The sequence below is a fragment of the Solimonas fluminis genome (assembly GCF_002930645.1).
GTDB lineage: Bacteria > Pseudomonadota > Gammaproteobacteria > Nevskiales > Nevskiaceae > Solimonas_A > Solimonas_A fluminis.
Genome location: NZ_PSNW01000009.1, coordinates 89,163 through 113,544, shown reverse-complemented (window position 1 = coordinate 113,544; position 24,382 = coordinate 89,163). Strand labels below are relative to the sequence as shown.

The window sequence follows — 24,382 nt, the reverse complement described above, 5'->3', positions numbered from 1 at the left end:
CACTACGGCCGTCGCAGCGACGGCTGCAGTGTTAACAGGCCCTAGCGGGCGGCGCCCTTGAGCAGCAGGGAGCCGCGGCGGATCAGCTCGCTGGCCGCGGGTTCCGGCTGCAGGTTCGCCAAGCCGTTGATGAACAGGCGCGCCACGAAATTCGCGGCCTCCCGGGGATCGGGATTCTTGCGGTCCACCAGCGTGCGGCTCAGTTCATAGGCGCTGCCGAAGATCGTCGCGGTCAGGAAATCCACGTTGATGTCGGCCAGCAGCCCGCGCGCCACCGCGTCGGCGAGGTCGATCTTCAGCATGCGCATGGTGTGGCCGAAGACGTTGTCGGTGAAGAAGGCGCGGATCACCGGCTCGTTGCGGAACATCATGCGGTAGAAGTCCGGGTGGGCACAGATTTCCTCGAACGTGGTGAGGAAGGCGCCCTGCATGAACTGCTCGAGGGTGTCGGCCGTGCGCCGGACCTGGGTCAGGCGGTCGGTCAGTTCGCCGAGGCGCTCCTCCACCAGCGAGCGCAACAACGATTCCTTGTCCGGAAAGTAGTTGTAGAAGGTGCCGGAGGCCAGCGGCGTGGCGCGGATGACATCGCGGATCGTCACCGCGTCGTAGCCCTGCTCGGCAAACAGGCGCCGCGCGCTGTCGAGGATCGAAGCGCGGTTGGCCAGCTTGTTCTGCTCACGCTTGCCGCTGGACGTCTGCATTGACGGGGCCGGTCGGGGGCTGGGTGACGGATGTGTCACATTCCACCCCCCGGCCACCCCTGTCAAGGGTGGCCGGGGAAGTGAAGCTCGCCTCAGCTGAACCTGGAGAAGTCCGGCTTGCGCTTCTGCATGAAGGCGCCCATGGCCTCGCGGGCCTCGGGCATGCCGAGCATCGGGATGAACTTGTCCGCCTCGATGCGGATCGCGTCCACCACCAGATCCTCGCGCCAGCGCTTGAGCAGGGCCTTGCTGGTGCGCAGGGCATTGGGCGGCTGGGCGGCCAGCTTCAGCGCCGACTCGCGGGCCTTGGCCTCGACCTGCTCGTTGGGCAGCACGGCATTGACCAGGCCGGCCTCCAGGGCCGTCGCCGCGTCGAAGGGCTCGGCCAGCAGGCACAGTTCCGCAGCCTTCTGGTGGCCCATCAGGCGCGGCAGGATGTAGGTGGAGGCAAACTCCGGGCAGATGCCGATGTTGACGAAGGGCAGATGGAAGCGGGTCTTGTCGCCGGCGTAGACCAGGTCGCAGTGCAGCAGCAGGGTGGTGCCCACCCCCACGGCGAAGCCGCCGACCGCCGCCACCACCGGCTTCTTGGCCGTGGCCAGGGTGCGCATGAAGCGCGCCACGGCGCTGTCCTCGCCCTTGGGCGGGTTCTGCAGGAAGTCGGCAAGGTCATTGCCGCTGGTGAAGCAGTCGGCGGAGCCGGCCAGCAGGATCACGCGCACCTCGGGATCGGCCTCGGCCTTGAGCAGGGCGGCGGTGATGCCTTCGTACATCGCCGTGGTCAGGGCGTTCTTCTTGTCCAGGCGATTCATGCGGATCGTGAAGACCCGGTCCTGCAGTTCGGTCAGGACGTGTTCGTTGGTCATGTGGGACTCCAAGGGGAAAGAGAAGGGATGGCCGCCATTTTACGGCACTGGTGACGGAGGCTGCGGGGTTGGGGTTGCCATCCATGGCGCGACTTCAGCTCATCCAGCCCCGGCCCATGTCTGGCTTACTTCGGCATGACATTGAGTCATGCCTCAGCCGGGCCAAACATTCCACGGCCGGGCGTTCGACGGGGTGGATGTCCGTTGGACATCCACCGGCTTCCGTCTCACCCCGGCGGCCACTTCAGCGGGCGGCCGCCGATCAGGTGCAGGTGCAGGTGGAACACGGACTGGCCGGCCTCGGCGCCGTTGTTCACCACCAGGCGGAAGGCCTCGCCGTAGCCGTGGGCGGCGGCGATCTTGCCGGCTGCCAGCATCAGGTGGCCCAGCAGGGCCTGGTCTTCCGGGCCGGCGTCGCAGAGGCGGGGAATGGGCTTGCGCGGGATCAGCAGCAGGTGCATGGGCGCACCCGGGTTGATGTCCTGGATCGCCACGCACGATTCATCCTCGTGGACGATCGTGGCGGGGATCTCCCGGTCGATGATCTTCTCGAACAGCGTCTTCGCCATGGGGGGCTCCTGGACCAAAGACCGCCAGTGTAAGCCATGGGCGGCGGCCGGCCCGCCGTTTGTTACCATTCCCGCCCATGACTGAACCTTTCCCGACCGTGGCCGGCGATTTCCGGCCGATGGCCGTCTACCGCCGCCTGCTCGGCTACACGCGGCCGTACTGGCCGGTGTTCCTGCTGGCTTCGCTGGGCATGGTCCTGGCCGCCGCCACCCAGGTGGGCTTCATGTCCCTGGTCAAGCCGCTGCTCGATGGCACCTTCATCGACCGCGACCCGGCCGTGATCCGCTGGGTGCCCTGGGCCATCGTCGGCCTGTTCCTGATGCGCGGCATCTCGGAGTTCATTTCCTCGTTCGGCATGTCCTGGATCGGGCGCAGGGTCATCAAGGCGCTGCGCGGCGAGCTGTTCGACCATCTGCTGAAGCTGCCGGCGAGCTTCTACGACCGCATGAGCAGCGGCCAGCTGATCGCACGCCTGACCTACCATGTCGAGCAGGTCGCCGAGGCGGTGACCACCGCTTTCACCTCCATCATCAAGGATGGCCTGACGGTGGTCGGGTTGATTGTCTGGATGCTGTGGCTGAACTGGGAACTGACGCTGTTCTGCCTGGGCGTGGCGCCCCTGATCGCCGGCGTCATCTCCTACGTGAGCCGCCGCTTCCGCAAGGTATCGGCCCGCATCCAGCGGAACATCGGCATCGTCACCCAGGCGTCCGAGGAGGCCATCGGCGGCCAGCGTGTCATCAAGATCTACAACGGACAGCAGCAGGAGCGGCGCCGTTTCGAGGGGGTCAACGAGCAGCAGCGCTGGCTGTCGATGAAGCTGGTGGCGACCAAGGCCGGCAGCGATGCGCTGATCCAGTTCATCGCCGCCTGGGCGGTGGCGTTCATCATCTATTTCGCGACGCAGCCGCAGATGCTGCAGGCAATCACGCCGGGCACCTTCGTCTCCTTCCTGGGCGCCATGCTGTCGCTGATGAATCCGATACGCAGCCTTTCCAACGTCAACGAACGCCTGCAGCGCGGCATCGCCGCAGCCACCGACGTGTTCAAGCTGATGTCGGAGAGCGGGGAGCCCGGCGGCGGCGACCGGCCGCTGGAGCGCGCCCAGGGGCTGGTCGAGTTCCAGGACGTGCGTTTCCGCTATGCCACGCAGACCACCGATGCGCTGCGCGGCGTGAGCGTGACGGTCAAGCCCGGGCAGACCGTGGCCTTCGTCGGCGCGTCGGGCAGCGGCAAGTCCACGCTGCTGGCGCTGTTGCCGCGCTTCTACGACGTGGAGTCCGGCGCGGTGAAGGTGGACGGCCACGACGTGCGCGACTATCCGTTGCAGCGCCTGCGCGCGCAGATCGCGCTGGTGGACCAGCAGGTGCGCCTGTTCGACGCCACCGTCGCCGAGAACATCGCCTATGGCCTGGACCCGGCGCCCGACGAGTCCGTTCTCATCGAGGCGGCCAAGGCGGCCTACGCCTGGGAGTTCATCAGCCGGTTGCCGCAGGGAATGCATACGCCGATCGGCCAGAACGGCAGCAAGCTCTCCGGCGGCCAGCGACAGCGCCTGGCGATCGCGCGCGCGCTGGCCAAGAACGCGCCGATCCTGATCCTGGACGAAGCCACGTCGGCGCTGGACACCGAATCCGAGCGCTACATCCAGAGCGCGCTGGAGCAGCTGGTGAAGGGACGCACCACCCTGGTGATCGCGCATCGCCTGTCCACCATCCAGAATGCCGACCTGATCGTCGTCATGCGTGACGGGCAGGTGGTGGAGCAGGGGACCCATGCCGAACTGCTGGCCCTGCAGGGCACCTATTCGGCGCTGCACAGCCTGCAGTTCCGCGAGGACGCCGCCGACAGCGGCGAGACGTCCGCCGGATGAAGCGCTGGCTGGAGCGGGTCTGGTACCGGTCCGCGCCGCCGCCGTTCTGGCTGCGCCCCCTGTCCCGGCTCTACGGCGCCGCCGCGGCACGGCTGGCCGCTTCGAGGAAGCAGCAGGCGCAGCGCCTGCCCGTGCCGGTGATCGTGGTGGGCAACGTGGCCGTGGGCGGCACCGGCAAGACGCCCAGCGTGCTGTGGCTGGTCGAGGCCTTGCGCCAGGCCGGGCGCCAGCCCGGCATCCTCAGCCGAGGGTATGGCGGACGCGGCCCGTTTCCGATGCTGGTGACACCGCAAACCGATCCGGCGCTTTGCGGCGATGAGCCGGCGCTGATGGCGCAGCGCAGCGGCGTGCCGCTGGCGGTGGCGCCGGACCGCGTCGCCGCAGGCCGGCTGCTGCTGCAGCGGCATCCCGGGACCGACGTGCTGGTCTGCGACGACGGCCTGCAGCACTACCGCCTGGCGCGTGACCTGGAGCTCTGCGTCGTGGATGCCGCACGAGGCTACGGCAACGGCTGGCTGCTGCCGGCCGGCCCCTTGCGCGAATCGCCGTCACGGGCCCGGGCGGCGGCGCGGATCCTCGTCAACGGCGGCGATCCCGGACCCTTCGGACCCTCCGCGATCGGCTTCAGGCTCGAGATCGCGACGGCGGTCAACCTGCTCAGCGGCGAGCGGCGTCCGCTGCGGGCCTTTTCCGGCACGGAGGTTCACGCCGTGGCGGGCATCGGCAATCCCGCGCGGTTCTTCGATGGCCTGCGCGCACAGGGCCTGCCACTGCGGGAGCACGCCTTCGGCGACCATCATGCGTACCTGCCGGGCGACCTGGCGTTCGGCGATGCGCTGCCGCTGCTGATGACCGAGAAGGATGCGGTGAAGTGCCGCGCCTTTGCCCAGCGGCACTGGTGGATGGTGCCGGCCGACCTGCACTTCATCGACGGAGCGGCCGCTTCGCTGCTCGCCGAACTGCAGGAAGTCCTGCGCGGGAACTGACGTCCGCCCGGCGCAGGCGCGGCATGGCGTGCCGGCCTGCCTCCCGGGCTGCCGGCGAGCCTTCCGGCGGGTCTACGGCAGGCTGCGGCGCGAAGGGCCGCCGGGGCGCCAGTGCTGGCGCCGACGGGGTGAAAGCATGCAACAATGACTCCCCCCAATCGTCACGCCCCGCCAGGAAACATGGACAAGCGTCTGCTCGACATACTCGTCTGCCCCGTCAGCCAGGGGCCGCTGGAATGGCACCCGGAACGGCAGGAGCTCTGGAGCCGCAGCTCACGCCTGGCCTATCCGGTGCGCGACGGCATCCCGGTGATGCTCGAAGAGGAGGCCCGCGAGCTGGCGTCCGAAGAGCTGGACGCATGAAGGGCTTCAAGGTCGTCATCCCGGCGCGGCTGGGGTCCACCCGCCTGCCGAACAAGGTGCTCCGCGATGTCCACGGCAAGCCCGTGCTGCGGCACGTCTGGGAGGCGGCCCGCAAGAGCGGCGCAGAGGACATCATCGTCGCCACCGACTCCGAGCAGGTGCTGGAAGCCTGCCGCGGCTTCGGTGCCGACGCGCGCCTGACCGCCGCCAGCCATAATTCCGGCACCGACCGCATCAACGAGATCGCCCGCAAGGCGGGTTGGGCGGCCGACACCATCGTCGTGAACCTGCAGGGCGACGAGCCGCTGATGCCGGCGGACCTGGTGCGCCAGGCCGCGCAACTGCTCGCCGAAGACAGCGAGGCCCATATCGCCTCGCTGTGCCATCCGCTGCATGCGATCGAGGAATGGCTCAATCCGAACGTCGTCAAGCTGGTCATGGATCGCCGTGGCTATGCGCTGTACTTCTCGCGGGCACCGATCCCCTGGAAGCGCGACGGCTCCACCCGCGAGCAGCCGCGCATGCCCGAGGGGCTGGCCTATCGGCATATCGGCCTCTACGCGTATCGCGTCGCCGCGCTGGCCGAGTTCAGCCAGCTGCCGGCGGCGCCGCTGGAGGACTGCGAGGCGCTGGAGCAGTTGCGCGCGCTGACGCATGGCTTCCGCATCCGCATGGGCATCACCCACAATCCGCCGCCGCGCGGCGTGGATACCGAGGAAGACCTGCAGGCGGTGATTGCGCTGATGAAGCCGGCGCGCTGACACGCCGGCGAAACGAAGAAGGCTCCTTGCGGAGCCTTCTTCGTTTCAGGGGATGAGTTCAGACGCCGACCGGCGCGCGGCCGATGCTGTAGTAGGCGAAGCCCTGGCGCCTGAGCAGCTGCGGATCGTAGAGGTTGCGGCCATCGAAGATCGTCGGCTGCTTCAGCAGCTTCTTCAGGCGCTCGAAATTCGGGCTGCGGAACTGCTTCCACTCGGTCACGATGGCCAGCACGTCGGCGCCTTCGCAGGCCGCCTCGGCATTGTCGCAGAGCGCCAGGTCGGCACGCTCGCCGTAGATCTTGCGGGTTTCGTGCATCGCCACCGGGTCGAAGGCGCGCACGCTTGCGCCGGACTCCCACAGGGCTTCCATCAGCACGCGGCTGGAGGCCTCGCGCATGTCGTCGGTGTTGGGCTTGAAGGCCAGGCCCCAGAGCGCCACCGTGCGGCCCTTCAGGTCTCCGCCGAAGTGCTTGCGGATGTTCTCGAACAGCACGCGCTTCTGCCGCTGGTTGACGTCTTCCACCGCCGCCAGCAGCGCCGCGGCATGGCCGGATTCGCTGGCCGTATGGACCAATGCCTTGACGTCCTTGGGGAAGCAGGAGCCGCCGTAGCCGCAGCCCGGATAGATGAAGTGGTAGCCGATGCGCGGATCCGAGCCGATGCCGATACGCACTTTCTCGATGTCGGCGCCCACTTTCTCCGCGACGTTGGCCAGCTCGTTCATGAAGCTGATCCGGGTCGCCAGCATGGCGTTGGCGGCGTACTTGGTCAGTTCCGAGGAGCGCACGTCCATCACCACGATGCGGTCGTGGTTGTGGTTGAACGGGGCGTACAGCGCGCGCATCAGCTCCGCGGTGCGCGGATTGTCGGTGCCGATGACGATGCGGTCGGGCTTGGTGAAGTCCGAGATCGCCGCGCCTTCCTTCAGGAATTCCGGGTTGGACACCACGTCGATCTCGACGCTCTCGCCGCGGCGCTGCAATGCCGCGAGCAGGGCTTCGCGAACCTTGTCTGCCGTGCCGACCGGGACGGTCGACTTGGTGACCACGACGCGATAGTCGGTGACCAAGCTGCCGATGGTATCGGCCACCTGCAGCACGTACTTCAGGTCGGCCGAGCCGTCCTCGCCGGGGGGCGTGCCGACGGCGATGAACTGGAACAGGCCATGGCTGACCCCTTCCGCCGCATCGGTGGTGAAGCGCAGGCGCCCCTGCTGGAAGTTGGCCCGGACCATCTGGTCCAGGCCTGGCTCGTAGAAGGGCACTTCACCCCGCGACAAGGTCTCCACGCGCCGCGCATCGACATCCACGCAGACCACCGTGTTGCCGGCGTCGGCGAAGCAGGCGGCCGTTACCAGGCCTACATAGCCGGAGCCGAAGACGGTGATGTCCATGGAGGAGGGGGCTTAGCCGTGGGTGGTGTCTTGCTTCTGTCCGGCGGCCGTTTCGGTTTCAGGAGCCGCCGGTTCTTCGAACAGCTTGAAGTAGTCCGAGGCCGGGGCGCTGCTGCGGAACTTCTGCGACGCCTCCTGAACCTCGGCGATATCTTCGGCGCTGTCCATTGCAATGGCATGAACGTCCTCTTCCGGTTCCGCTTCGGCCGCAACAGCCGCGATCACCGCGGTATCGGCGGCCGCTGCGGGCGCTGCTTCGTGGGCGGGGGCCTGCTCCGCGACCTCGGCGGCCGTTTCCGGCTGGGCAGGGGCCGGCTGTTCCGCCGCGACCGGCTCGGCGCTTTCAATGGCGGCCGCCGGCGATTCGGGCGCCTGCGCTTCCGCGGCGGCAACCACGGCGGGAGTGGCGTCGGCACCCGCCCCAACGGCCTCGGCGGCCTCGGCGGATTCGCTCGGCGCCGCCAGGTTCACGGCGTCCGGGGCCTCGGAGGAGGGGATGTTGCCGGCCAGCGCGTCCTCGGCGGTCAAGGCCACCACGCCGCCCGCGGCGGCCGGCAGTGCGTTCTGGCCTTGGCCCTCGCCACGGTCGCCTCCGCGGCCGCGGTTGCGGCGATTGCGGCGGCCACGCAGGCTGCGGCCGCCCGGCGCATGACCCTCGGCGCCTTCCGGCACAGGCAGGCCGGCGGCCTCGGCGGCTTCCGCCGCGAGTTCGGCGGCGGCCCCCTCGGCGGTCAGCGGCAGCTGTTCCTGTGCCGGCTGCGGCGGGCGCTCGGGGCGGCCGTCGCGACGCGGCTGGTTCTGCTGCTGGCCATCGCGGCGCTGCTGGTTCTGCTGGCCGTCGCGGTTCTTCTGCGGGTTCTGCTGCTGGCCCTCGCCGCGGCCCTGCTGCGGCGGCTGGCCGTCGCGACGCGGCTGGTTCTGCTGCTGGCCGTCACGACGCTGCTGGTTCTGCTGGCCGTCGCGGTTCTTCTGCGGGTTCTGCTGATGGCCCTGCTGCTGGCCGTCGCGATTCTTCTGCTGGTTCTGCTGCTGGCCGTCGCGGCGCGGCTGGTTCTGCTGGCCGCCGCGATTCTGGTCGCGGCCCTGCTCACGGCGCTGGTTGTTGCCACGGCCATCGCGGCGCTCGTCGCGGCGGCGCGGGTCGGGCAGGGCCTTGGCCGGTGCCGCTTCCACCGCCGGCTTGGCGCCGAAGCCCAGCCAGCGCAGCAGGCGGCTCCACACCGACTCGGCGGGGACGGCCACCATCGGTGCTGCGGGTGCCGCGACCACTTCCTGCTTGATGATGATCGGCGCCGGCGTGGCCGGCACGATCTGCTTCACCGCCGGTTCCTGCAGCGCGCGCTGCGGGGCTTGCGGCTTGGCCTGTTCCTCCTGGGCCGCGGCGTCGAAATTCTGCGCCAGGACGTAGGAAATGCCGTTGTTGTTGTCCTGCTGCAGGTGATCGGCGCGGACGCGCTTGATCTCGAAGTTCGGCGTGTGCAGCGTCGGGTTGGGCACGATCGCGATGTGCACGCGGCAGCGGGCCTCGATCTCGCGCACGTTCAGGCGCTTCTCGTTGAGCAGGAAGGTGCCCACGTCCACCGGCACCTGCGCGATGACGCGGCCGGTGCGCTCCTTCATGGCCTCCTCCTCGATCAGGCGGAGGACCGACAGGGCCAGCGATTCGACGCTGCGGATGTGGCCGCGGCCGCTGCAGCGCGGGCAGGCCACCTGGGTGTGCTCGGCCAGGGTCGGGCGCAGGCGCTGGCGCGACAGCTCCAGCAGGCCGAAGCGCGAGATGCGCCCCAGCTGGATGCGCGCGCGGTCCATCTCGACCGCCCGCTCCAGGCGCTTCTCGACTTCCTTCTGGTTCTTGGAGCTGGACATGTCGATGAAGTCGACGACGATCAGGCCGCCGAGGTCGCGCAGTCGCAGCTGGCGGGCGATTTCCTCGGCCGCTTCCAGGTTGGTGTTGAACGCGGTTTCCTCGATGTCGCGGCCGCCGGTCGCCTTGGCGGAGTTGATGTCGATCGCGGTCAGGGCCTCGGTGTGGTCGATGACGATCGAGCCGCCGGAGGGCAGGCGCACGTTGCGCTCATGCGCCAGCTCGATCTGGCTCTCCACCTGGAAACGCTGGAACAGCGGCGTTTCATCGGTGTACTGCTTGAGCTTGGGCAGGTCCTGCGGCGTGGAGTACTGCAGCTGCTCGCGCGCTTCCTCGTAGATCTCGGCATTGTCGACGATCACCTCGCCGATGTCCGAGCGCAGGTAGTCGCGCAGCGCGCGCATGACGATGTTGTTCTCCTGGTAGATCAGGAACGGGCCGGGGCGCTTGGCGGCTTCGGCGGTGATCGCATTCCAGGTGCTGACGCGGTGGTCGAGGTCCCACTGCAACTCCTCCACCGTGCGTCCGACGCCGTTGGAGCGGATGATCAGGCCCATGCCGTCCGGCAGGTTGAGCTGGTTCAGCGCTTCCTTGGCCTCCTCGCGCTCGTCGCCCTCGGCGCGGCGCGAAATGCCTCCGGCGCGCGGGTTGTTGGGCATCAGCACCAGGTAGCGGCCGGCCAGCGAGATGAACGTGGTCAGGGCAGCGCCCTTGTTGCCGCGCTCTTCCTTCTCGACCTGGACGATGATCTCCTGGCCCTCGTCGAGCTGGTCGCGCAGGTTCTTGCCGTCGCCCTTGAAATAGGAGCGGACGATTTCCTTCACCGGCAGGAAGCCGTGGCGTTCTCCGCCGTAGTCGACGAAGCAGGCTTCGAGGCTGGGTTCTACGCGGGTGATGCGGCCCTTGTAGATGTTGCCCTTTTTCTGCTCGCGGGAGGCATGCTCGATGTCAAGGTCATGGAGCTTCTGCCCGTCCACGATCGCCACGCGCAGCTCTTCGCGCTGCGTGGCATTGATCAGAATGCGTTTCATGTTGGTCTCGTCTGATGACGCTCGACCGCGGGGCAGGGGAGATTTCAGTGACAGGCATGGGTGCGTTGTCTTTCTAGGTCGCCCGCCCTTTGCAGGAGCGCTGGGTTTGTAGATGCCTGCGGCGCAAATGCGCCCCAGACGCAAACTTGGGGCCTGCGGCGCTGCTAAGATGCGCGCTGCAACGTCCCCGAATCGATTCCGTAACCGCCGATGCGGCAACGGAATTTTCCGCTTATTCAAACGGAATGTCGTATTTTGACACAAACCCGCCAAGAAGTGCGCAAGGTAACCGTCTCCGCTAACGAGGACGGGCAGCGCATCGATAATTTCCTTTTAAAACAACTTCCTGGCGTGCCGAAGTCGCACGTCTACCGGCTCCTGCGCTCCGGGCAGGTGCGGGTGGACGGCGGGCGCGCCAAACCAGAGCGCAAGCTGGCCAAGGGCGAGGAGGTGCGCATTCCCCCGGTGCGCCTGGCGGAAAAGGGCGAGGCCGTGCGCCCGCCGGATGCGGTGCTGAACAAGCTGCGTTCGGCGGTGATCCATGAAGATGACAACTATTTGGCGCTCAACAAGCCCGCCGGCCTGTCCGCGCACGGCGGCAGCGGCGTACTTTACGGGGTGATCGAGACCATTCGCGCCTGGAACAAGTACGAATTCATCGAATTGGCGCATCGCCTGGATCGAGACACCAGCGGCATCCTGCTACTGGCCAAGAACCGGCCGGCCCTGCTGCGGGCCCAGCGCGCCTTCAAGAACAGCACGGCGGACAAGCGCTACTTCGCCCTGCTGGTGGGCCGCTGGCGCGGCGAGGACCGCGACGTGGATGCCGCCCTGGTCCGCAACAACCTGCGCGTGGAGATCGACGAAGAAGACGGAAAGCCGTCCAAGTCGCGCTTTTCTCCCAAGGCGCGCTATCGCGATACCACGCTGATGGAGGTGCAGATCTTCTCGGGCCGCACCCACCAGATCCGCGTGCACTCCCTGGCGCTGGGCCATCCGGTCTGCGGCGATACCAAGTACGGCGAGCGCGAGGTCAACAAGAAGTACCGCGAGAAGGGCCTGAAGCGCATGTTCCTGCACTCCCACTTCCTGAAATTGCCGGAAGAAGGCGAGTTTTCGAAACTGATCCTGAACGCGCCGATGACCGACGAACTGCGGGATTTCCTCAACAGGCTAGGAACCGCGAACTGAGGTTCATCGGTGGCCAAGGCTCCGCAGCTTCTGATCTTCGATTGGGATGGCACGCTGGCCGATTCGGCCGCCGCCATCGTCGATACCATGCAGGTGGCGATCCGGGACCTGGGCCTGCCGCCGCGCGACGACCAGACCATCCGCGAGCTGATCGGGCTGGGCATGAACGACGTGCTGGTCCGGTTGTTCCCGGAGCTGGAGCTGAATGCCCTGCGGGCCCTGCTGGAGCGCTATCGCGCCCAGTGGGTCACCGAGACCCGCGAGGCGCCGCTGTTTCCGGGAGCGCTGGACGCCCTGGAGGCCCTGCACGAACAGGGCTATCGCCTGGCCGTGGCCACCGGCAAGTCGCGCCGGGGCCTGGACCGCTCCCTGCGGCACCACACCGAGCTGCGGCGCCTGCTGGTGGGATCGCGAACGGCCGACGAAACGGCCTCCAAGCCCGATCCGCTGATGCTGCGGGAGCTGCTGGAGGCGGAGGACATCGCCGCCGGCGAGGCGCTGATGATCGGCGATACCGAATACGACATGGCCATGGCCGCCGCCATCGGCATGCCCGGCGCCGCCGTGCTTTGCGGCGTGCATGACGAAGTCCGCCTGCGCTCGTCGGGGCCGGCCGTGCTGCTGGAAGACGTCGCCGGGCTGCCGGGCTGGCTGAGTCGGGAATAAGCGGATGTCCGGTGGACATCCGCTCCGACGAAGGCCCGACCATGGAGGGCTGGGTGGGGGTTGGATGGGGTAGCTGCCGCCTCGCCATGGAGGGGCCACGGAAGCTCCTCCTTGCCGCCTGGGTTCAGGGAATCCTGAAGCCCGCTTCCCGGAGCAGCGCGGCCGTGCGGATCAGCGGCAGGCCGACCAGGCCGGTAGGGTCGGTGCTGCGCATCTCCTCGAACAGGCTGATGCCCAGGCCCTCGCATTTGAAGCTGCCGGCGCAGTCCAGGGCCGGCTCGGCCGCCAGATAGCGGTCGATCGTCGCCGCATCCAGGCGCCGGAAACGCACGGTGGTCACATCCAGCCCCTGCAGCAACCGTGTTCCCTGCACCAGTGCCACGGCCGTCAGGAACTCCACGGTCTGCCCGGACAGCAGCTGCAGCTGCTCCCTGGCCCGGTCCAGGGTGCCCGGCTTGCCGAGCAGGCGTCCCTGGGCGGCGGCGGACTGGTCGGAGCCGAGTATCCAGGCCTGCGGGTGTTCCTGCGCCAGGGCCCGGGCCTTGGCGATGGCCAGGCGCTGGGTCAGCTCGCGCGGGTTCTCCCCGGGTTGGGGGGTCTCGTCCACCTGCGAGGGCAGGGGACGGAAGGGGAGTTGCAGCCGCCCCAGCAGTTCCGCCCGGTAGCGGGAGCCCGAGGCCAGGATCAGCGCAGGGTTGGCCGCGGGGTTAGCCATTGAATTTCTTGGAATATGCGGCCATGGCGCCTTTGACTTTTGAGGGGCGGATCACTATGATGCGCGCCCTTTGAAGGGTAGCTCGGGACGCTTGCCTTGGGTATCCCCGCCAGAATCCGTGTTTCCAGTGCCGCCGCGCAGGCGGAGCGCTACGACGGCGACCTGCCGTTGAAGTCGCTGCCGCGCCTGGTCGAGCTGCTGGCCGATGCCGGCGGGGCGCTCCGGGTGTCGCTGCAGGCGCAATCCCGCGAGGGCCATGTGGCCCTGCAGGGATCGCTGGGCGGCGCCTTGCCGCTGGCCTGCAAGCGCTGCGGCAAGTCCTACGACTGGCCGCTGCAGGCGGAAGTCGACTGGCGGCTGGTGGCGGACGAAGCCAGCGAGCGGGCCCTGATGCAGGATTTCGAGCCGCTGCTGGTCGAGGACGACGAGCTGCAGCTGCGCGAGGCGATCGAGGACGAGGTGCTGTTGTGCCTGCCGATGCTGCCGCGCTGCGAATCGTGCGAAAATATTGTTGCGGCGCAGCCCGTGGCTGCGGCGCCGGTGGAAGAAGAGCCTCGTCGGGAAAACCCTTTCGCGGCATTGAAGAAGCAGTTGAAGTCAGATTGAAGTGGTAAGCAGGGCCTTGTGCCCGACGGAGCAAGACAATGGCAGTTTCCCAGGACAAGAAGTCCCGCGCGATGCGCGGCCACCGCCACGCCCACTGGAAGAACAAGGTCAAGCCGGCTGCGCTGTCGGTCGACTCCACTTCCGGTGAGACGCACCAGCGCCACCACGTGACCGCCGACGGCTACTACCGCGGCAAGAAGGTCATCGACACGGCCGCTCCGGCCGCCGACAGCACCGAAGAGTAAGGCCGGATCCGGGCGCAACCGCATGGCTGCCCCCGTCATCCTCGCCATCGACGCCATGAGCGGCGATCACGGCTACCCGGTAGCCGTGGACGCCGCTCTGTCGTCGTTGCGGGAGCACCCGCAGCTGCAGCTGATCCTGGTCGGCGACGAGGGCCGGCTGCGCGCCGCATTGGCGGAACGCAACCATGCCGGCGATCCGCGCCTGGTGCTGCAGCACGCCAGCGAAGTGGTGGAGATGGACGAGCCTCCCTCCAAGGCGCTGCGCAACAAGAAGGATTCCTCGATGCGCGTGGCCATCAACCTGGTCAAGGAAGGCCGCGCCAGGGCCGCCGTCTCCGCCGGCAATACCGGCGCGCTGATGGCCACCGCCAAGTTCGTGCTCAAGACCCTGCCGGGCATCGACCGGCCGGCGATCATCTCGGCGATCCCCTCGGTCAACGGCCACGTCCACATGCTGGACCTGGGCGCCAATGCCGAGTGCAGCGCCGACCAGCTGGTGCAGTTCGCCGTCATGGGCTCGGCCCTGGTGACCGCGGCCTACGGCATCCAGCGGCCCAAGGTTGCCCTGCTGAACATCGGCGAGGAAGAGATCAAGGGCAACGACACGATCAAGCTGGCGGCGTCCCTGCTGCAGCAGTCCAGCCTCAACTACATCGGCTTCGTCGAGGGTGACGGCATCTTCCTGCGCGATGTCGATGTGGTGGTCTGCGACGGCTTCGTCGGCAACGTCGCGCTGAAGACCGGCGAGGGCGTGGCCAAGCTGGTCCATCAGTTCATGAAGGAAGAGTTCACCCGCAACGTCTTCACCAAGGCGGCGGCGGTAGCGGCCATGCCCGCGCTCAAGGCGCTGGGCCGCCGCATGGATCCGCGCAACTACAACGGCGCCAGCTTCGCCGGCCTCACCGGCATCGTCATCAAGTCGCACGGCAGCGCCGATGCGCTGGCCTTCGCCCATGCCATCGGCGTGGCGATCAAGGCCGTGGAGCAGGACATCCCGGCGCGCATCAGCAGCCTGCTCGGCCGCGTGGTGAAGCCTGCCGACGATGCGGCGCCGGGCGCCGAAGCCGCCTGATCCCGCGAGGACCAGGGGGGGGCGCCCAGCGTCAGCCCAGCAAGCCCTGCGCGACCAGGCTGGCACCCATCAGCAGCGTCAGGAATTCGTAGGCGCGCTTGATGAAGCGATTTCCCTTCAGCAATCCCAGGTGCGAGCCCAGGTAGCCGCCGAGCAGGCCGCCGATCACCAGGGCCGGAATCCAGGCCCACATCACCGGCCCCGCGACGGCCGCGGTCAACGCGCCCGCTGCATTCCAGAACAGGCCCACCATGATCATGGTCTGGGCCACGGCCTGGCGGTAGTCGAAGCCGAACCACAGCAGGAACAGCAGGGTGGAGAACACGCCGGGTCCCGAGGGCACCAGCCCCGTCAGCCAGCCGACGACGAACACCCAGAGGCAGCCCCAGCGCAGACCCCGGCCCTCGCGGTTGCGCGGCGCCGGGTGCAGGCCCAGGGCAGGGCGCCAGATCGAGTACAGGCCCATGCCGATGTTGACGCAGCCGAACACGACGTTGCCGACGTGATCGGGAATCCCGAAGGCCAGGCGCGTGCCGAAAACCACGCCCGGCAGGCCCAGCAGCGTGCAGAGCCCCAGGAAACGCCAGTCGATGCCGCCCTCGCGCAGGTGCCTCGCGGTGGAGCCTACGCCGAGCGCCACCACCGCCACCTTGTGCGTGGCCACCGCGGCGGCGAAGGACAGGCCCAGCAGCACCAGCGCGGGAAACTGCAGCAGGCCTGCGCCGCCCCCGGCCAGGGCCGAGAAGAAGCTGGCGGCGAAGCCGGTGAGGAGGAGGGTGAGGGTTTCGAGCACGGGGGGAATGGGGAGAGATGCGGCGACTCGCGACGCGAGGATCCCCACTACGTGGGGCCCCTCCACGCTGCTCGCGCCTTCACTTGACCAGGTTGTTCAGGTCGAAGATCGGCAGCAGGATCGCGAGCACGATCAGCAGCACCACGCCGCCCATCGCCAGGATCAGCACCGGTTCGAAGATGCCCATCATCGCGGCCACCAGGGTCTCGACCTCGCGCTCCTGGTTCTCGGCGGAGCGGTCCAGCATCTCGTCGAGCTTGCCGGAGGTCTCGCCGCTGGCGATCAGGTGGATCGTGATCGGCGGGAACAGCTTGCTGGCATTGAGCGAGCGCGACAGCGTGGCACCCTCGCGCACCTTGATCGCGGCTTCCTCGATGGCTTCCTTCATCGGCAGGTTGCTCACCACCTGGGTGCCGATGCGCATGGCATCCAGGATCGGCACGCCGCTGCCGAACAGGATGCCCAGCGTGCGGGTGAAGCGCCCGGTATTGGCGCCGCGGGTCAGGCGTCCGACCAGGGGCAGGCGAAGGACGAAACGGTGCACTTTCCGCCGGAAGGCGTCGGCGCGCATCATGCGCGCGAACATCACGGCACCGGCGGCGATCAGGGCGATCAGGTAGATGCCGTACTCGCGCAGGAAGCCGGAGGTGGCGATCAGGCCGCGGGTCAGCGGCGGCAGTTCGGTGTCGATGCTGTCGAACACCGCCACGACCTGCGGTACGACGTAGGTCAGCAGCACCAGCACCACGCCGATGGCGACCATGGTCAGGATCGCGGGGTAGAAGGCTGCCAGCATGATCTTGCTGCGCATGGCCTGGCGCTTTTCCACGTACTCGGCCAGGCGCTCCAGGATGTAATCCAGCTTGCCGGACTGCTCGCCGGCCTCGATGGTGGCGCGGAACAGCGGCGGGAAGGCATTGGGGAACTGGTTGAGCGACATCGCCAGCGTGTTGCCCTCCACGACGCCGGACCGCACGCCCAGCGCGATGCGCTGCACGCGCTTGCTCTCGCTTTGCTCCGAGACGGCCGTCAGCGCCTCGTCCAGCGGCAGGCCGGAGCGGACCAGGATCGCCAGCTGGCGGGTGAACAGCGACAGTTCGGTATGGCTGATGCCGCCGCCGCGCTGGAACGGCATGCCGCCGGAGGAGCGGCGCTCCGCGACCTCGATGACGTCCAGCGGCGACAGGCCGCGGTCGCGCAGCATCTGCCGCGCCTGGCGGGCGGTATCGCCCTCGATCAGACCCTTGACCTGCCGGCCGCGGGCGTCGAGCGCGCTGTATTCAAATGCCGACATGGCGCGTCAAGGCATCCATCAGTCTTCGATCGTCACACGCAGCACTTCGCGCAGCGTGGTCTGGCCGTTCAGCACCTTGTTGCGGCCAGACTGGACGATGCCGGGGCCGCGCGTGCGGGCGTAGGTCTCCATGGCCTGCTCGGAGGCTTCGTCGTGGATCATCGTCTCCAGCTGGCGGTCGATCTCGATGATCTCGTGGATGCCGCTGCGTCCGAGGAAGCCGGTATGCCGGCAGGCCGGGCAGCCGACCGGCTTGTACAGCGTCAGCGGCGGCGCCAGCTCCACGCCCAGCTGTTCCTTTTCCGTGACGCTGGCCTCGTAGGGCTCCTTGCAATGCCGGCACAGGGAGCGCACCAGGCGCTGCGCCATCAGGCCGATCAGCGAGGAGGAGAGCTGGTAGGGCTCCACGCCCATGTCGCGCAGGCGCGTGACGGCGCCCACGGCGGTGTTGGTGTGCAGGGTGGACAGCACGAGGTGGCCGGTCTGCGAAGCCTGCACGGCGATCTGCGCCGTTTCCAGGTCGCGGATTTCGCCCACCATCACCACGTCCGGGTCCTGGCGCAGGATGGCGCGCAGTCCGCGCGCGAAGGTCATCTCGACCTTGGTGTTGACCTGCGTCTGGCCGATGCCGTCGATGTAGTACTCGATCGGATCCTCGACCGTCATGATGTTGCGGCTGCGGTCATTGAGCACCGACAGGCCGGAGTACAGCGTGGTGGTCTTGCCCGAGCCGGTGGGGCCGGTGACCAGCATGATGCCGTAGGGGCGGAACAGGATCCGGCGCAGCACGGCGATCTGCTCCTCGTCCAGGCCCAGCTGCTCCAGGTCCAGGCGCTCGGCTTGCTTGTCGAGGATACGCAGCACCACGCGTTCGTTGTGCGCGCCGGTGGGGATCGTGGAGACGCGCAGGTCGACCTTGCGGCCGCCGAAGGCGCGCGAGATGCGGCCGTCCTGCGGCAGGCGCTTCTCGGCGATGTCGAGCTTGGCCATGACCTTGATGCGCGATACCAGGCGCGGTGCCAGCTGCTTGGGAGGGGACATGACCTCGCGCAGCACGCCGTCGACCCGGAAGCGGATCTGCAGGCGGCTCTCGAAGCTCTCGATGTGGATGTCGGAGGCATTTTCCTTGATCGCCTCCACCAGCAGGCCGTTGATGAACTTGATCACCGGCGCGTCGTCGCTGGATTCCAGCAGGTCCTGGTTCTCGCTCAGGGCCTGGGCGAGGGAACCGAGGTCGGCCTCTTCCTCGCCGAGCCCGTCCATCAGGCTGCTGGTGGCGGAGGTCTGGCCTTCGTAGGTCTTCTGCAGCAGTGCGTCGAACTCCTGCGCGCTGACGTTCTGCAGGCGCAGCGGCCGGCCGACGAAGCGGCGGGTTTCCTGGATCGCATCCACCCCGGCGCCGGGGCGCGCGGCGACCAGCACATGCTCGCCCTGGTCCTCGGTGACGATCAGGCCGTGGCGCTTGGCAAAGGCGAACGGCGGGCGCCGCAGTGCGGATTCCATCGGCGACCGCCCCTCAGTTGGTCGGCGGGGCGGGCGGCTGCGGACGGGCCTGGCCGGCCACGGCGGGCGGCGGCGGCGTCTGCTCCGCGACCGGCGGTGCCGGCGGCACGTCGCCCATCAGCTTGTCGAAGGGCAGCAGCACCGGCTGCTGGCGGCGGTTGGTCTGGGTGATGCGTGCCGCCTCGAGCTGGGCCTGGCGCAGGGAGTCGTACTTCTTGCGCGTGTAGTAGTCCGCATCCTCCTGCTTGCGCAGGATCGTGGGCCGGATGAAGACCATCAGGTTGCTCTTTTCCTTGCTGGTCGCGCGGGCCTTGAACAGGTTGCCCAGCAGCGGGATGTCGCCCAGGAAGGGCACCTGGTTCTTGGAGTCCGTCAGCTTGTCGTCGGTCAGGCCGCCGATCACCAGGATCTGCCCGGTATCGACCACCACGGTGTTGGTCAGCGTGCGCTTGTTGGTGGTCTGCTGCAGCGTGCTGCTGGAGCTGGCGGTGAGGCTCGACGACTCCATGTCGATCTTGAGCTTCACCACGTTGCCCTCGTTGATCTGGGGCGTCACGCCCAGGGTCAGGCCCACGTCCTTGCGCTCGATCGTCTGGAAGGGGTTGACCGATCCGCTGGTCGAGCCCGTATTGCTGAAGCTGCCGGTGAGGAAGGGCACTTCCTGGCCCACCGAGAACTTGGCCTCCTCGTTGTCCATGGTCAGCAGCGTCGGCGTGGACAGGATGTTGGTGTTGCCGTCGCCCTTCAGGGCCTTGAGCAGCAGCGCGAAGCTGGTGCCGTTCTCGTTGATGATGCCGCCGGCCGCGGTGGCGCCCAGGCCCAGCAGCGACAGGGCCGCGGTGGTGGAGTTGCTGCTGGAACTGCTGCCGGACAGCGCCGTGGCGGCGTTGGTCAGGGCCTGCGAGGTGCTGGGATTGAGGATGCCCGCGGCGGCGATGCGCTCCTTGTTGAACACGGCCCAATCGACGCCGAGCTGGCTGCTGGTGGTGGCGCTGACCTCGGCGATGATCGCTTCCACCAGCACCTGCGAGCGCTGGATGTCGAGCTGGGCGATGACGTCGCGGATCTGCCGCATCGCCTTGGGCGGCGCGGTGATGATCAGGGCATTGGTGTCCTTGTCCGACAGCACGCGGATGCCGTCGCGGCCGCCGCCGGCGCTGCCCGAGGATGCGGGTGCCGAGGCGGGTGCGCTGCCGCCGGTGCTGCTCTTGCCGTCGGTGCTCTGCACCTGCTGGGCATAGCCTTCCAGGATCGGCGCGAGGTTCTCCGCGGTAGCGAAGCGCAGGTAGACCACCTGCGTCGAGCCGCCGTCGGTAACGGGCTGGTCGAGCTGGCGGATGATCTCGCGGTACTTCTGGCGCTCGGCCCGGTCGCCGCCGATCAGCACCGAGTTGCTGCGCTCGTCGGCGATGATCGAGGTCTGGCGCATGCTTGGGTCGGCCTGCTTGTCCTGCTGCGTCAGCGTGGTGAGGATGCGCACCACCTCGGAGGCCGAGGCATTCTCCAGGCGGAAGCTCTCGATCTCGCGGTCGCCGACCTGGTCCATCTGGCGGATCAGCTGCTCCAGGCGGCGCACGTTGGCGGCGCGGTCGGAGATGATCAGGATGTTGGAGGGCTGGTAGGCGCCCAGGTGACCCCACTGCGGGATCATCGGACGCAGGATCGGCACCAGCTGCGTGGCGGAGACGTTCTGCACCGGAAAGACCTTGGTGACGACCTCGTCCTTGGCCAGGCCGCCGGCCTCGCCGCTGTAGGCCGAGCCTTCCCAGCGGGCATTGGTTTCCGGGATGATCTTGATCGTGTCGCCGTTGGGCACGGCGGCGAAGCCGTTGACCGCCAGCACCGCCAGGAAGGTCTCGTAGAGGCCGTCCGCCGACATCGGCGAGGACGAGATGACCGTGACCTTGCCCTTGACGCGGCTGTCGACGATGAAGTTCTTGCCGGTGACCTCGCTGACCGTGGCGATCAGCGTGCTGATCTCCGCGTCCTTCAGGTTCAGGGTCACGTCGGCGCGCACCGGCAGCGCAGCCAGGGCAAGGCCCAGCAGGGCGGCGCGCGTCGCAAGTTTGAGCAGGGTCATTGAGATGGCTAGTTCAGCGTGACGTTGACGGTTTGCGCCTGGCCGCCGCGGTCGACGGTCAGGGCGAAATTGCTGGCCCGGCTCAGGTCGTTGAGCATCTGCAGGGCCTTCTGGGCGTTGTCCAATTCTATGCCATTGACCGCGGTGACCACGTCACCGGGCCGCAGGCCGACATCGTTGAACAGGCCGCGCTCGCGGCCCGGGTAGACGCGGTAGCCGCGCAGCTGGCCGTTGACGCTGGCGGGCTGCACGCGGATGTACTCGGAGGCCCGCGAGGGGTCCTGCAGGATCTGGTCGCGGGCCGCGGCCAGGGTGGCGGCCGTGCCGCTGTCCATGCTGGCCGGTCCGGCCGGCGCGGTCGCGGCGACCGAACTGCCCGGCTGGTCCTTGTTCAGGCGCAGGGTTTCGGCCTTGCCGTTGCGCATCAGGATCACGCGGTCGGGGAAGATGGCTTCCAGGGTCACGCCACGGGCGATATCGTCGCCCACGGCATAGGGCTTCTCCTCGCCGGAGCCGTCCGAGATGAGGGCCCGCGATGCCTGCTCGCCGCGGTCGGCCAGGATGCCGAGCAGGGTCAGGTTCAGGCGGGTCTCCGGGGCGTTGTTCAGGTCGGCGGAACCGGGGACGGCCTGGTAGCTGCCGAACAGGCTGGCGCCGACCAGCCGCTCGACGTTGAAGGGCCCTGGGGCGGCCTGCGCGGCCGGCTGCACCGGCGCGGTCGGGGCCGGGCGCCAGCGGCCTTCCTCCGGAACCGGCAGGAGGGTCCAGGCCAGGCGGGCCAGGGTGGCCGCGATCAGCGCCAGCAGCAGCAGGTTGGCCAGCGGCGGCAGGCGCCGGCCATAGCGCTCGTAGGCAGCGGTCAGCTTATGCAGTGGGAGTGCAGCGGTCATGCCGCATCATAACCCGGGGATGTGACACCGGACACGCCCGGAATTGCCGCAATCCGTCAGTTTCAGTAACTTGCCCGAAAGACTTGGGGGAGTCTCGCAATGTCGCGCACGGTCATCCGGTTTGCCATCAGCGGCTTCGTGCTCCTGCTGTTCCTGGTGCATACCTCCGGCTGGGTGAATCTGCGCCTGCTGGAGCAGATCGAGCATTTCACCTACGACAGCCGCGTCCAGGCCACGCTGCCGGGGACCCTCGACAGCACGGTGGTGATCGTCGACATCGACGAGAAGAGCCTGGCGGTGGAGGGGCAGTGGCCCTGGTCGCGCGACAAGCTGGCGACCCTGGTCGACAACCTGTTCGGGACCTACCAGATCCGGGCGCTGGGCTTCGATATCGCCTTTCCGGAGGCCGACCGCAGCTCCGGCCTGCAGCTGCTGGACCGCCTGCAGCAGGGGGAACTGGCCGACCTGCCGGGCTTCGCCGAGAGGGCGATGGCCCTGCGGGAATCCATGGACAATGACCGCGCCCTGGCCGAGGCGGTGCGGGGCAAGCCGGTGGTCTGGGGTTACTATTTCAGCCAGCACCTGCAGTCGCAGCAGCAGGATGCGGTAGGGGCCATCTGCCCCCCGGCGATGGACTCCATGGCCGCCAAGCTCTACGACCTCGACTGGATCCGGCCCGAGGGCTACACCGGCAACCTTCCGGTGCTGCAGGCCACCGGGGCGGCCTGCGGCTTCTTCGACAATCCCACCCTGGACAACGACGGCGTCTATCGCCGGGTGCCCCTGGTGCAGATTTACCAGGGGGCGGTCTACGAATCGCTGGCCCTGGCGGTGGCGCGCCTGGCGGCCGGGCGGCCGGGGATCGAATTCGAGTTCGAGCCGCCCGACGTCCGCACCTCCCTGCACCTGGAGCGCCTGCGCGCCGGACCGCTGCTGGCCCCGGTGGACGAGCGGATCGCGGTGATGGTGCCCTACCGCGGGCCGGAGGGCAGCTTCCCCTACGTGCCGGCGGCGGACGTCATCGCCGGCAAGGCCGATGCCGCGGTGCTCAAGGGCAAGATCGTCCTGGTGGGGACCAGCGCGCCGGGCCTGCGCGACCTGCGCGTGACGCCGGTGGCCAAGGCCTATTCGGGCGTGGAGGTGCATGCCAACATCATCTCCGGCCTGGTCAACGGCGGCATCAAGCAGAAGGCGCCGTACTACAGCGGCATCGAGACCGTGCTGCTGCTGGCGATCGGCGTCCTCATCGCCTGGGCCTTCGCCGCGCTGTCGCCCCTGGCCGCCGGCGCGCTCGGCGCCGGGGTGCTGGCCCTGATCAGCTTCCTGGCCTTCGGCCTGTGGAGCTGGGGTCACTTCGTGATGCCCTTCGGCGTGCCGGTGGCCTTCACCCTGATGCTGTACCTGGCGCAGCTGCTGTACGGCTACTTCATCGAGTCGCGCGGCAAGCGCGAGATTTCCAAGCTGTTCGGCCAGTACGTGCCGCCGGAACTGGTCGAGGAGATGGCGGCGCACCCTGAGCAGATTTCCATGGAGGGCGAGAGCCGCGAGATGACCGTGCTGTTCTCCGACGTGCGCAACTTCACCAGCATCTCCGAGAAGCTCGATGCCAAGGAGCTGTCGGCGATGATCAATGCCTTCCTGACCAAGCAGACGGGCGTGGTGCAGAAGCATCGCGGCACGATCGACAAGTACATCGGCGACCTGATCATGGCGTTCTGGGGAGCGCCGCTGACGGACAAGGACCACGCGCTCAACGGCGTGCTCACCGGCATGGAGATGCAGCGCGCGATCCGCGAGCTGGACCCGGAATTCGAGAAGCGCGGCTGGCCCAAGCTCCATATCGGCGTCGGCATCAACAGCGGCAGGATGAATGTCGGCAACATGGGCTCGGAGTTCCGCATGGCCTACACCGTGATGGGCGACTCCGTGAACCTCGGCTCGCGCCTGGAAGGGCTGACCAAGGAATACGGCGTCGGCATCCTGATCAGCGAGGATACCCGCAACCTGCTGCCGTCCGACTGGGCCTTCCGGGAGGTGGACCTGGTCCGCGTCAAGGGGCGCAGCGAGCCGGTGGCGATCTACGAGCCGATGGGCCCCAAGGATGAACTGGACCCCGCCTTGCGGCAGGACCTGGCCCGCCACCGCGGCGCCATGAAGCTGTACCGGGCGCAGCAGTGGGACCAGGCCGAGCAGGAGTTCTTCAACCTGATCCAGTCCGGGCGGCCGCATCCGATCTACGAGCTGTTCGTCTCCCGCATCATGGAGCTGCGGGAGAATCCGCCGGGCAAGAACTGGGACGGCGCCCATAATTTCAGCCACAAGTAGGCCGGGGCCCATCGAATCCGGGACTTGCGCCGCATTTTGCAGGCAGGCCCCGGCCCGCAGCCGGAACCTTGGCGCCCCTCCGGCTGACGGCGCCCGCCGGACCTGCGCCGTCCGTCGCCGGCATCCCCGCGGCCGTCGTTTCCCCGCGGCGGCCGAACGCTCCGCCGCCGCCGCGGTCTGACCGGCGGCACCCCTTTTGTGACGGCCGAGCGGCCCCATATGGGGTGTCGCAGCGCTACACTTTGACCCATGAGCAACGAGCCTGATCGACATTCCGACCAGGGCCTGGCGGTACAGGAAGCCAAGCCCAAGACGCAGCAGCCGCCCATGTACAAGGTGGTGATGCTGAACGACGACTACACGCCCATGGAGTTTGTGGTCCAGGTTTTGCAACAGTTCTTCCGTCACTCCCGGGAGTCGGCGGTACAGATCATGCTGCATGTACATACGCAGGGTCGCGGTGTGGCGGGGGTTTTCCCCGCCGAGATCGCCGAGACCAAGACGGCGCAGGTGAACGCGTACGCGCGCGAGCACCAGCACCCCCTGTTGACGGTGATGGAAAAGGCCTGATAGCGGCCGCGCGAGCGGCAGAGG

At 68.1% G+C, this 24,382-nt stretch carries 22 protein-coding genes; 11 read left to right on the top strand and 11 right to left on the bottom strand.

Features of this window, described 5'->3' with window-relative positions:
* Window positions 1-41: 41 nt before the first annotated feature.
* From C3942_RS15970 to C3942_RS15960, 3 genes are all read right to left on the bottom strand, one after another.
* The gene (locus tag C3942_RS15970) at window positions 42-701 is read right to left on the bottom strand and encodes a TetR/AcrR family transcriptional regulator (protein ID WP_104231364.1); all 660 of its coding nucleotides are present in this window, start codon (window positions 699-701) and stop codon (window positions 42-44) included.
* A 92-nt stretch (window positions 702-793) separates the two neighbouring features.
* Window positions 794-1,567 (bottom strand): enoyl-CoA hydratase, encoded by a 774-nt coding sequence (locus C3942_RS15965; RefSeq protein ID WP_104231363.1) that lies wholly within the window; start codon window positions 1,565-1,567, stop codon window positions 794-796.
* A gap of 227 nt (window positions 1,568-1,794) precedes the next feature.
* Window positions 1,795-2,136, bottom strand: coding sequence for a histidine triad nucleotide-binding protein (locus C3942_RS15960; protein ID WP_104231362.1), 342 nt, complete (start codon window positions 2,134-2,136; stop codon window positions 1,795-1,797).
* 77 nt (window positions 2,137-2,213) lie between these two features.
* Between C3942_RS15960 and msbA the strand changes: the two genes are divergently transcribed.
* The 4 genes from msbA (at window position 2,214) to kdsB (ending at window position 6,120) form a co-directional block, all read left to right on the top strand.
* Window positions 2,214-4,010 carry a lipid A export permease/ATP-binding protein MsbA gene (gene msbA / locus C3942_RS15955; RefSeq protein ID WP_243393631.1) on the top strand — a complete coding sequence of 599 codons (1,797 nt, stop codon included), beginning with the start codon at window positions 2,214-2,216 and terminating at the stop codon, window positions 4,008-4,010.
* Entirely contained in the window at window positions 4,007-4,996 is a 990-nt protein-coding gene (gene lpxK / locus C3942_RS15950) for a tetraacyldisaccharide 4'-kinase (RefSeq protein ID WP_104231361.1), read from the top strand. The genes msbA and lpxK overlap by 4 nt, the downstream gene beginning before the upstream one ends.
* Before the next feature lie 180 nt (window positions 4,997-5,176).
* A complete protein-coding gene (locus tag C3942_RS15945) occupies window positions 5,177-5,359 on the top strand; it encodes a Trm112 family protein (protein WP_104231360.1) in 183 nt (60 codons plus the stop codon).
* Window positions 5,356-6,120: a 3-deoxy-manno-octulosonate cytidylyltransferase gene (kdsB, locus tag C3942_RS15940; RefSeq protein ID WP_104231359.1), complete on the top strand. Its 765-nt coding sequence runs from the start codon at window positions 5,356-5,358 to the stop codon at window positions 6,118-6,120. The genes C3942_RS15945 and kdsB overlap by 4 nt, the downstream gene beginning before the upstream one ends.
* Window positions 6,121-6,178: 58 nt before the next feature.
* Here the strand turns inward: kdsB and C3942_RS15935 are convergent, their stop codons facing one another.
* On the bottom strand, window positions 6,179-7,513 hold the full coding sequence (locus C3942_RS15935; protein ID WP_104231358.1) for a UDP-glucose dehydrogenase family protein: 1,335 nt from the start codon (window positions 7,511-7,513) through the stop codon (window positions 6,179-6,181).
* 12 nt (window positions 7,514-7,525) lie between these two features.
* Window positions 7,526-10,408, bottom strand: coding sequence for an Rne/Rng family ribonuclease (locus C3942_RS15930; protein WP_104231357.1), 2,883 nt, complete (start codon window positions 10,406-10,408; stop codon window positions 7,526-7,528).
* Between the two features lie 210 nt (window positions 10,409-10,618).
* Here C3942_RS15930 and C3942_RS15925 point away from each other — a divergent pair, with 210 nt between their 5' ends.
* Both C3942_RS15925 and C3942_RS15920 read left to right on the top strand, forming a co-directional pair.
* Complete coding sequence (locus tag C3942_RS15925) at window positions 10,619-11,599, top strand: RluA family pseudouridine synthase (protein ID WP_104231356.1); 981 nt, start codon at window positions 10,619-10,621, stop codon at window positions 11,597-11,599.
* Between the two features lie 9 nt (window positions 11,600-11,608).
* A complete protein-coding gene (locus C3942_RS15920; protein WP_104231355.1) occupies window positions 11,609-12,265 on the top strand; it encodes an HAD family hydrolase in 657 nt (218 codons plus the stop codon).
* Window positions 12,266-12,389: 124 nt separating this feature from the next.
* On the opposite strand, the gene C3942_RS15915 is transcribed toward C3942_RS15920, so the two are convergent.
* Complete coding sequence (locus C3942_RS15915; protein ID WP_104231354.1) at window positions 12,390-12,980, bottom strand: Maf family protein; 591 nt, start codon at window positions 12,978-12,980, stop codon at window positions 12,390-12,392.
* A 96-nt stretch (window positions 12,981-13,076) separates the two neighbouring features.
* On the opposite strand from C3942_RS15915, the gene C3942_RS15910 reads away from it, so the two are divergent.
* Genes C3942_RS15910 through plsX form a run of 3 tightly spaced genes read left to right on the top strand, consistent with a single transcriptional unit; the run spans window position 13,077 to window position 14,903 of the window.
* The gene (locus tag C3942_RS15910) at window positions 13,077-13,586 is read left to right on the top strand and encodes a YceD family protein (protein WP_104231353.1); all 510 of its coding nucleotides are present in this window, start codon (window positions 13,077-13,079) and stop codon (window positions 13,584-13,586) included.
* 38 nt (window positions 13,587-13,624) lie between these two features.
* On the top strand, window positions 13,625-13,831 hold the full coding sequence (gene rpmF / locus C3942_RS15905) for a 50S ribosomal protein L32 (protein WP_104231352.1): 207 nt from the start codon (window positions 13,625-13,627) through the stop codon (window positions 13,829-13,831).
* A 22-nt stretch (window positions 13,832-13,853) separates the two neighbouring features.
* Window positions 13,854-14,903: a phosphate acyltransferase PlsX gene (gene plsX / locus C3942_RS15900; protein WP_104231351.1), complete on the top strand. Its 1,050-nt coding sequence runs from the start codon at window positions 13,854-13,856 to the stop codon at window positions 14,901-14,903.
* Window positions 14,904-14,934: 31 nt separating this feature from the next.
* Here plsX and C3942_RS15895 read toward each other — a convergent pair whose 3' ends face one another.
* The 5 genes from C3942_RS15895 to gspC form a co-directional block, all read right to left on the bottom strand.
* Complete coding sequence (locus C3942_RS15895; RefSeq protein ID WP_104231350.1) at window positions 14,935-15,696, bottom strand: sulfite exporter TauE/SafE family protein; 762 nt, start codon at window positions 15,694-15,696, stop codon at window positions 14,935-14,937.
* Between the two features lie 79 nt (window positions 15,697-15,775).
* Window positions 15,776-16,990: a type II secretion system inner membrane protein GspF gene (gene gspF / locus C3942_RS15890; protein WP_104231349.1), complete on the bottom strand. Its 1,215-nt coding sequence runs from the start codon at window positions 16,988-16,990 to the stop codon at window positions 15,776-15,778.
* A gap of 18 nt (window positions 16,991-17,008) precedes the next feature.
* Window positions 17,009-18,493 carry a type II secretion system ATPase GspE gene (gene gspE / locus C3942_RS15885; protein ID WP_104231348.1) on the bottom strand — a complete coding sequence of 495 codons (1,485 nt, stop codon included), beginning with the start codon at window positions 18,491-18,493 and terminating at the stop codon, window positions 17,009-17,011.
* Window positions 18,494-18,506: 13 nt separating this feature from the next.
* The gene (gene gspD / locus C3942_RS15880; protein WP_104231347.1) at window positions 18,507-20,573 is read right to left on the bottom strand and encodes a type II secretion system secretin GspD; all 2,067 of its coding nucleotides are present in this window, start codon (window positions 20,571-20,573) and stop codon (window positions 18,507-18,509) included.
* An 8-nt stretch (window positions 20,574-20,581) separates the two neighbouring features.
* Entirely contained in the window at window positions 20,582-21,463 is an 882-nt protein-coding gene (gene gspC / locus C3942_RS15875) for a type II secretion system protein GspC (protein WP_104231346.1), read from the bottom strand.
* A gap of 99 nt (window positions 21,464-21,562) precedes the next feature.
* Between gspC and C3942_RS15870 the strand changes: the two genes are divergently transcribed.
* Together C3942_RS15870 and clpS are read left to right on the top strand one after the other, a co-directional pair.
* Window positions 21,563-23,788, top strand: coding sequence for a CHASE2 domain-containing protein (locus C3942_RS15870; RefSeq protein WP_104231345.1), 2,226 nt, complete (start codon window positions 21,563-21,565; stop codon window positions 23,786-23,788).
* A 249-nt stretch (window positions 23,789-24,037) separates the two neighbouring features.
* Window positions 24,038-24,358 (top strand): ATP-dependent Clp protease adapter ClpS, encoded by a 321-nt coding sequence (gene clpS, locus C3942_RS15865; protein WP_104231344.1) that lies wholly within the window; start codon window positions 24,038-24,040, stop codon window positions 24,356-24,358.
* Window positions 24,359-24,382 lie beyond the last annotated feature (24 nt).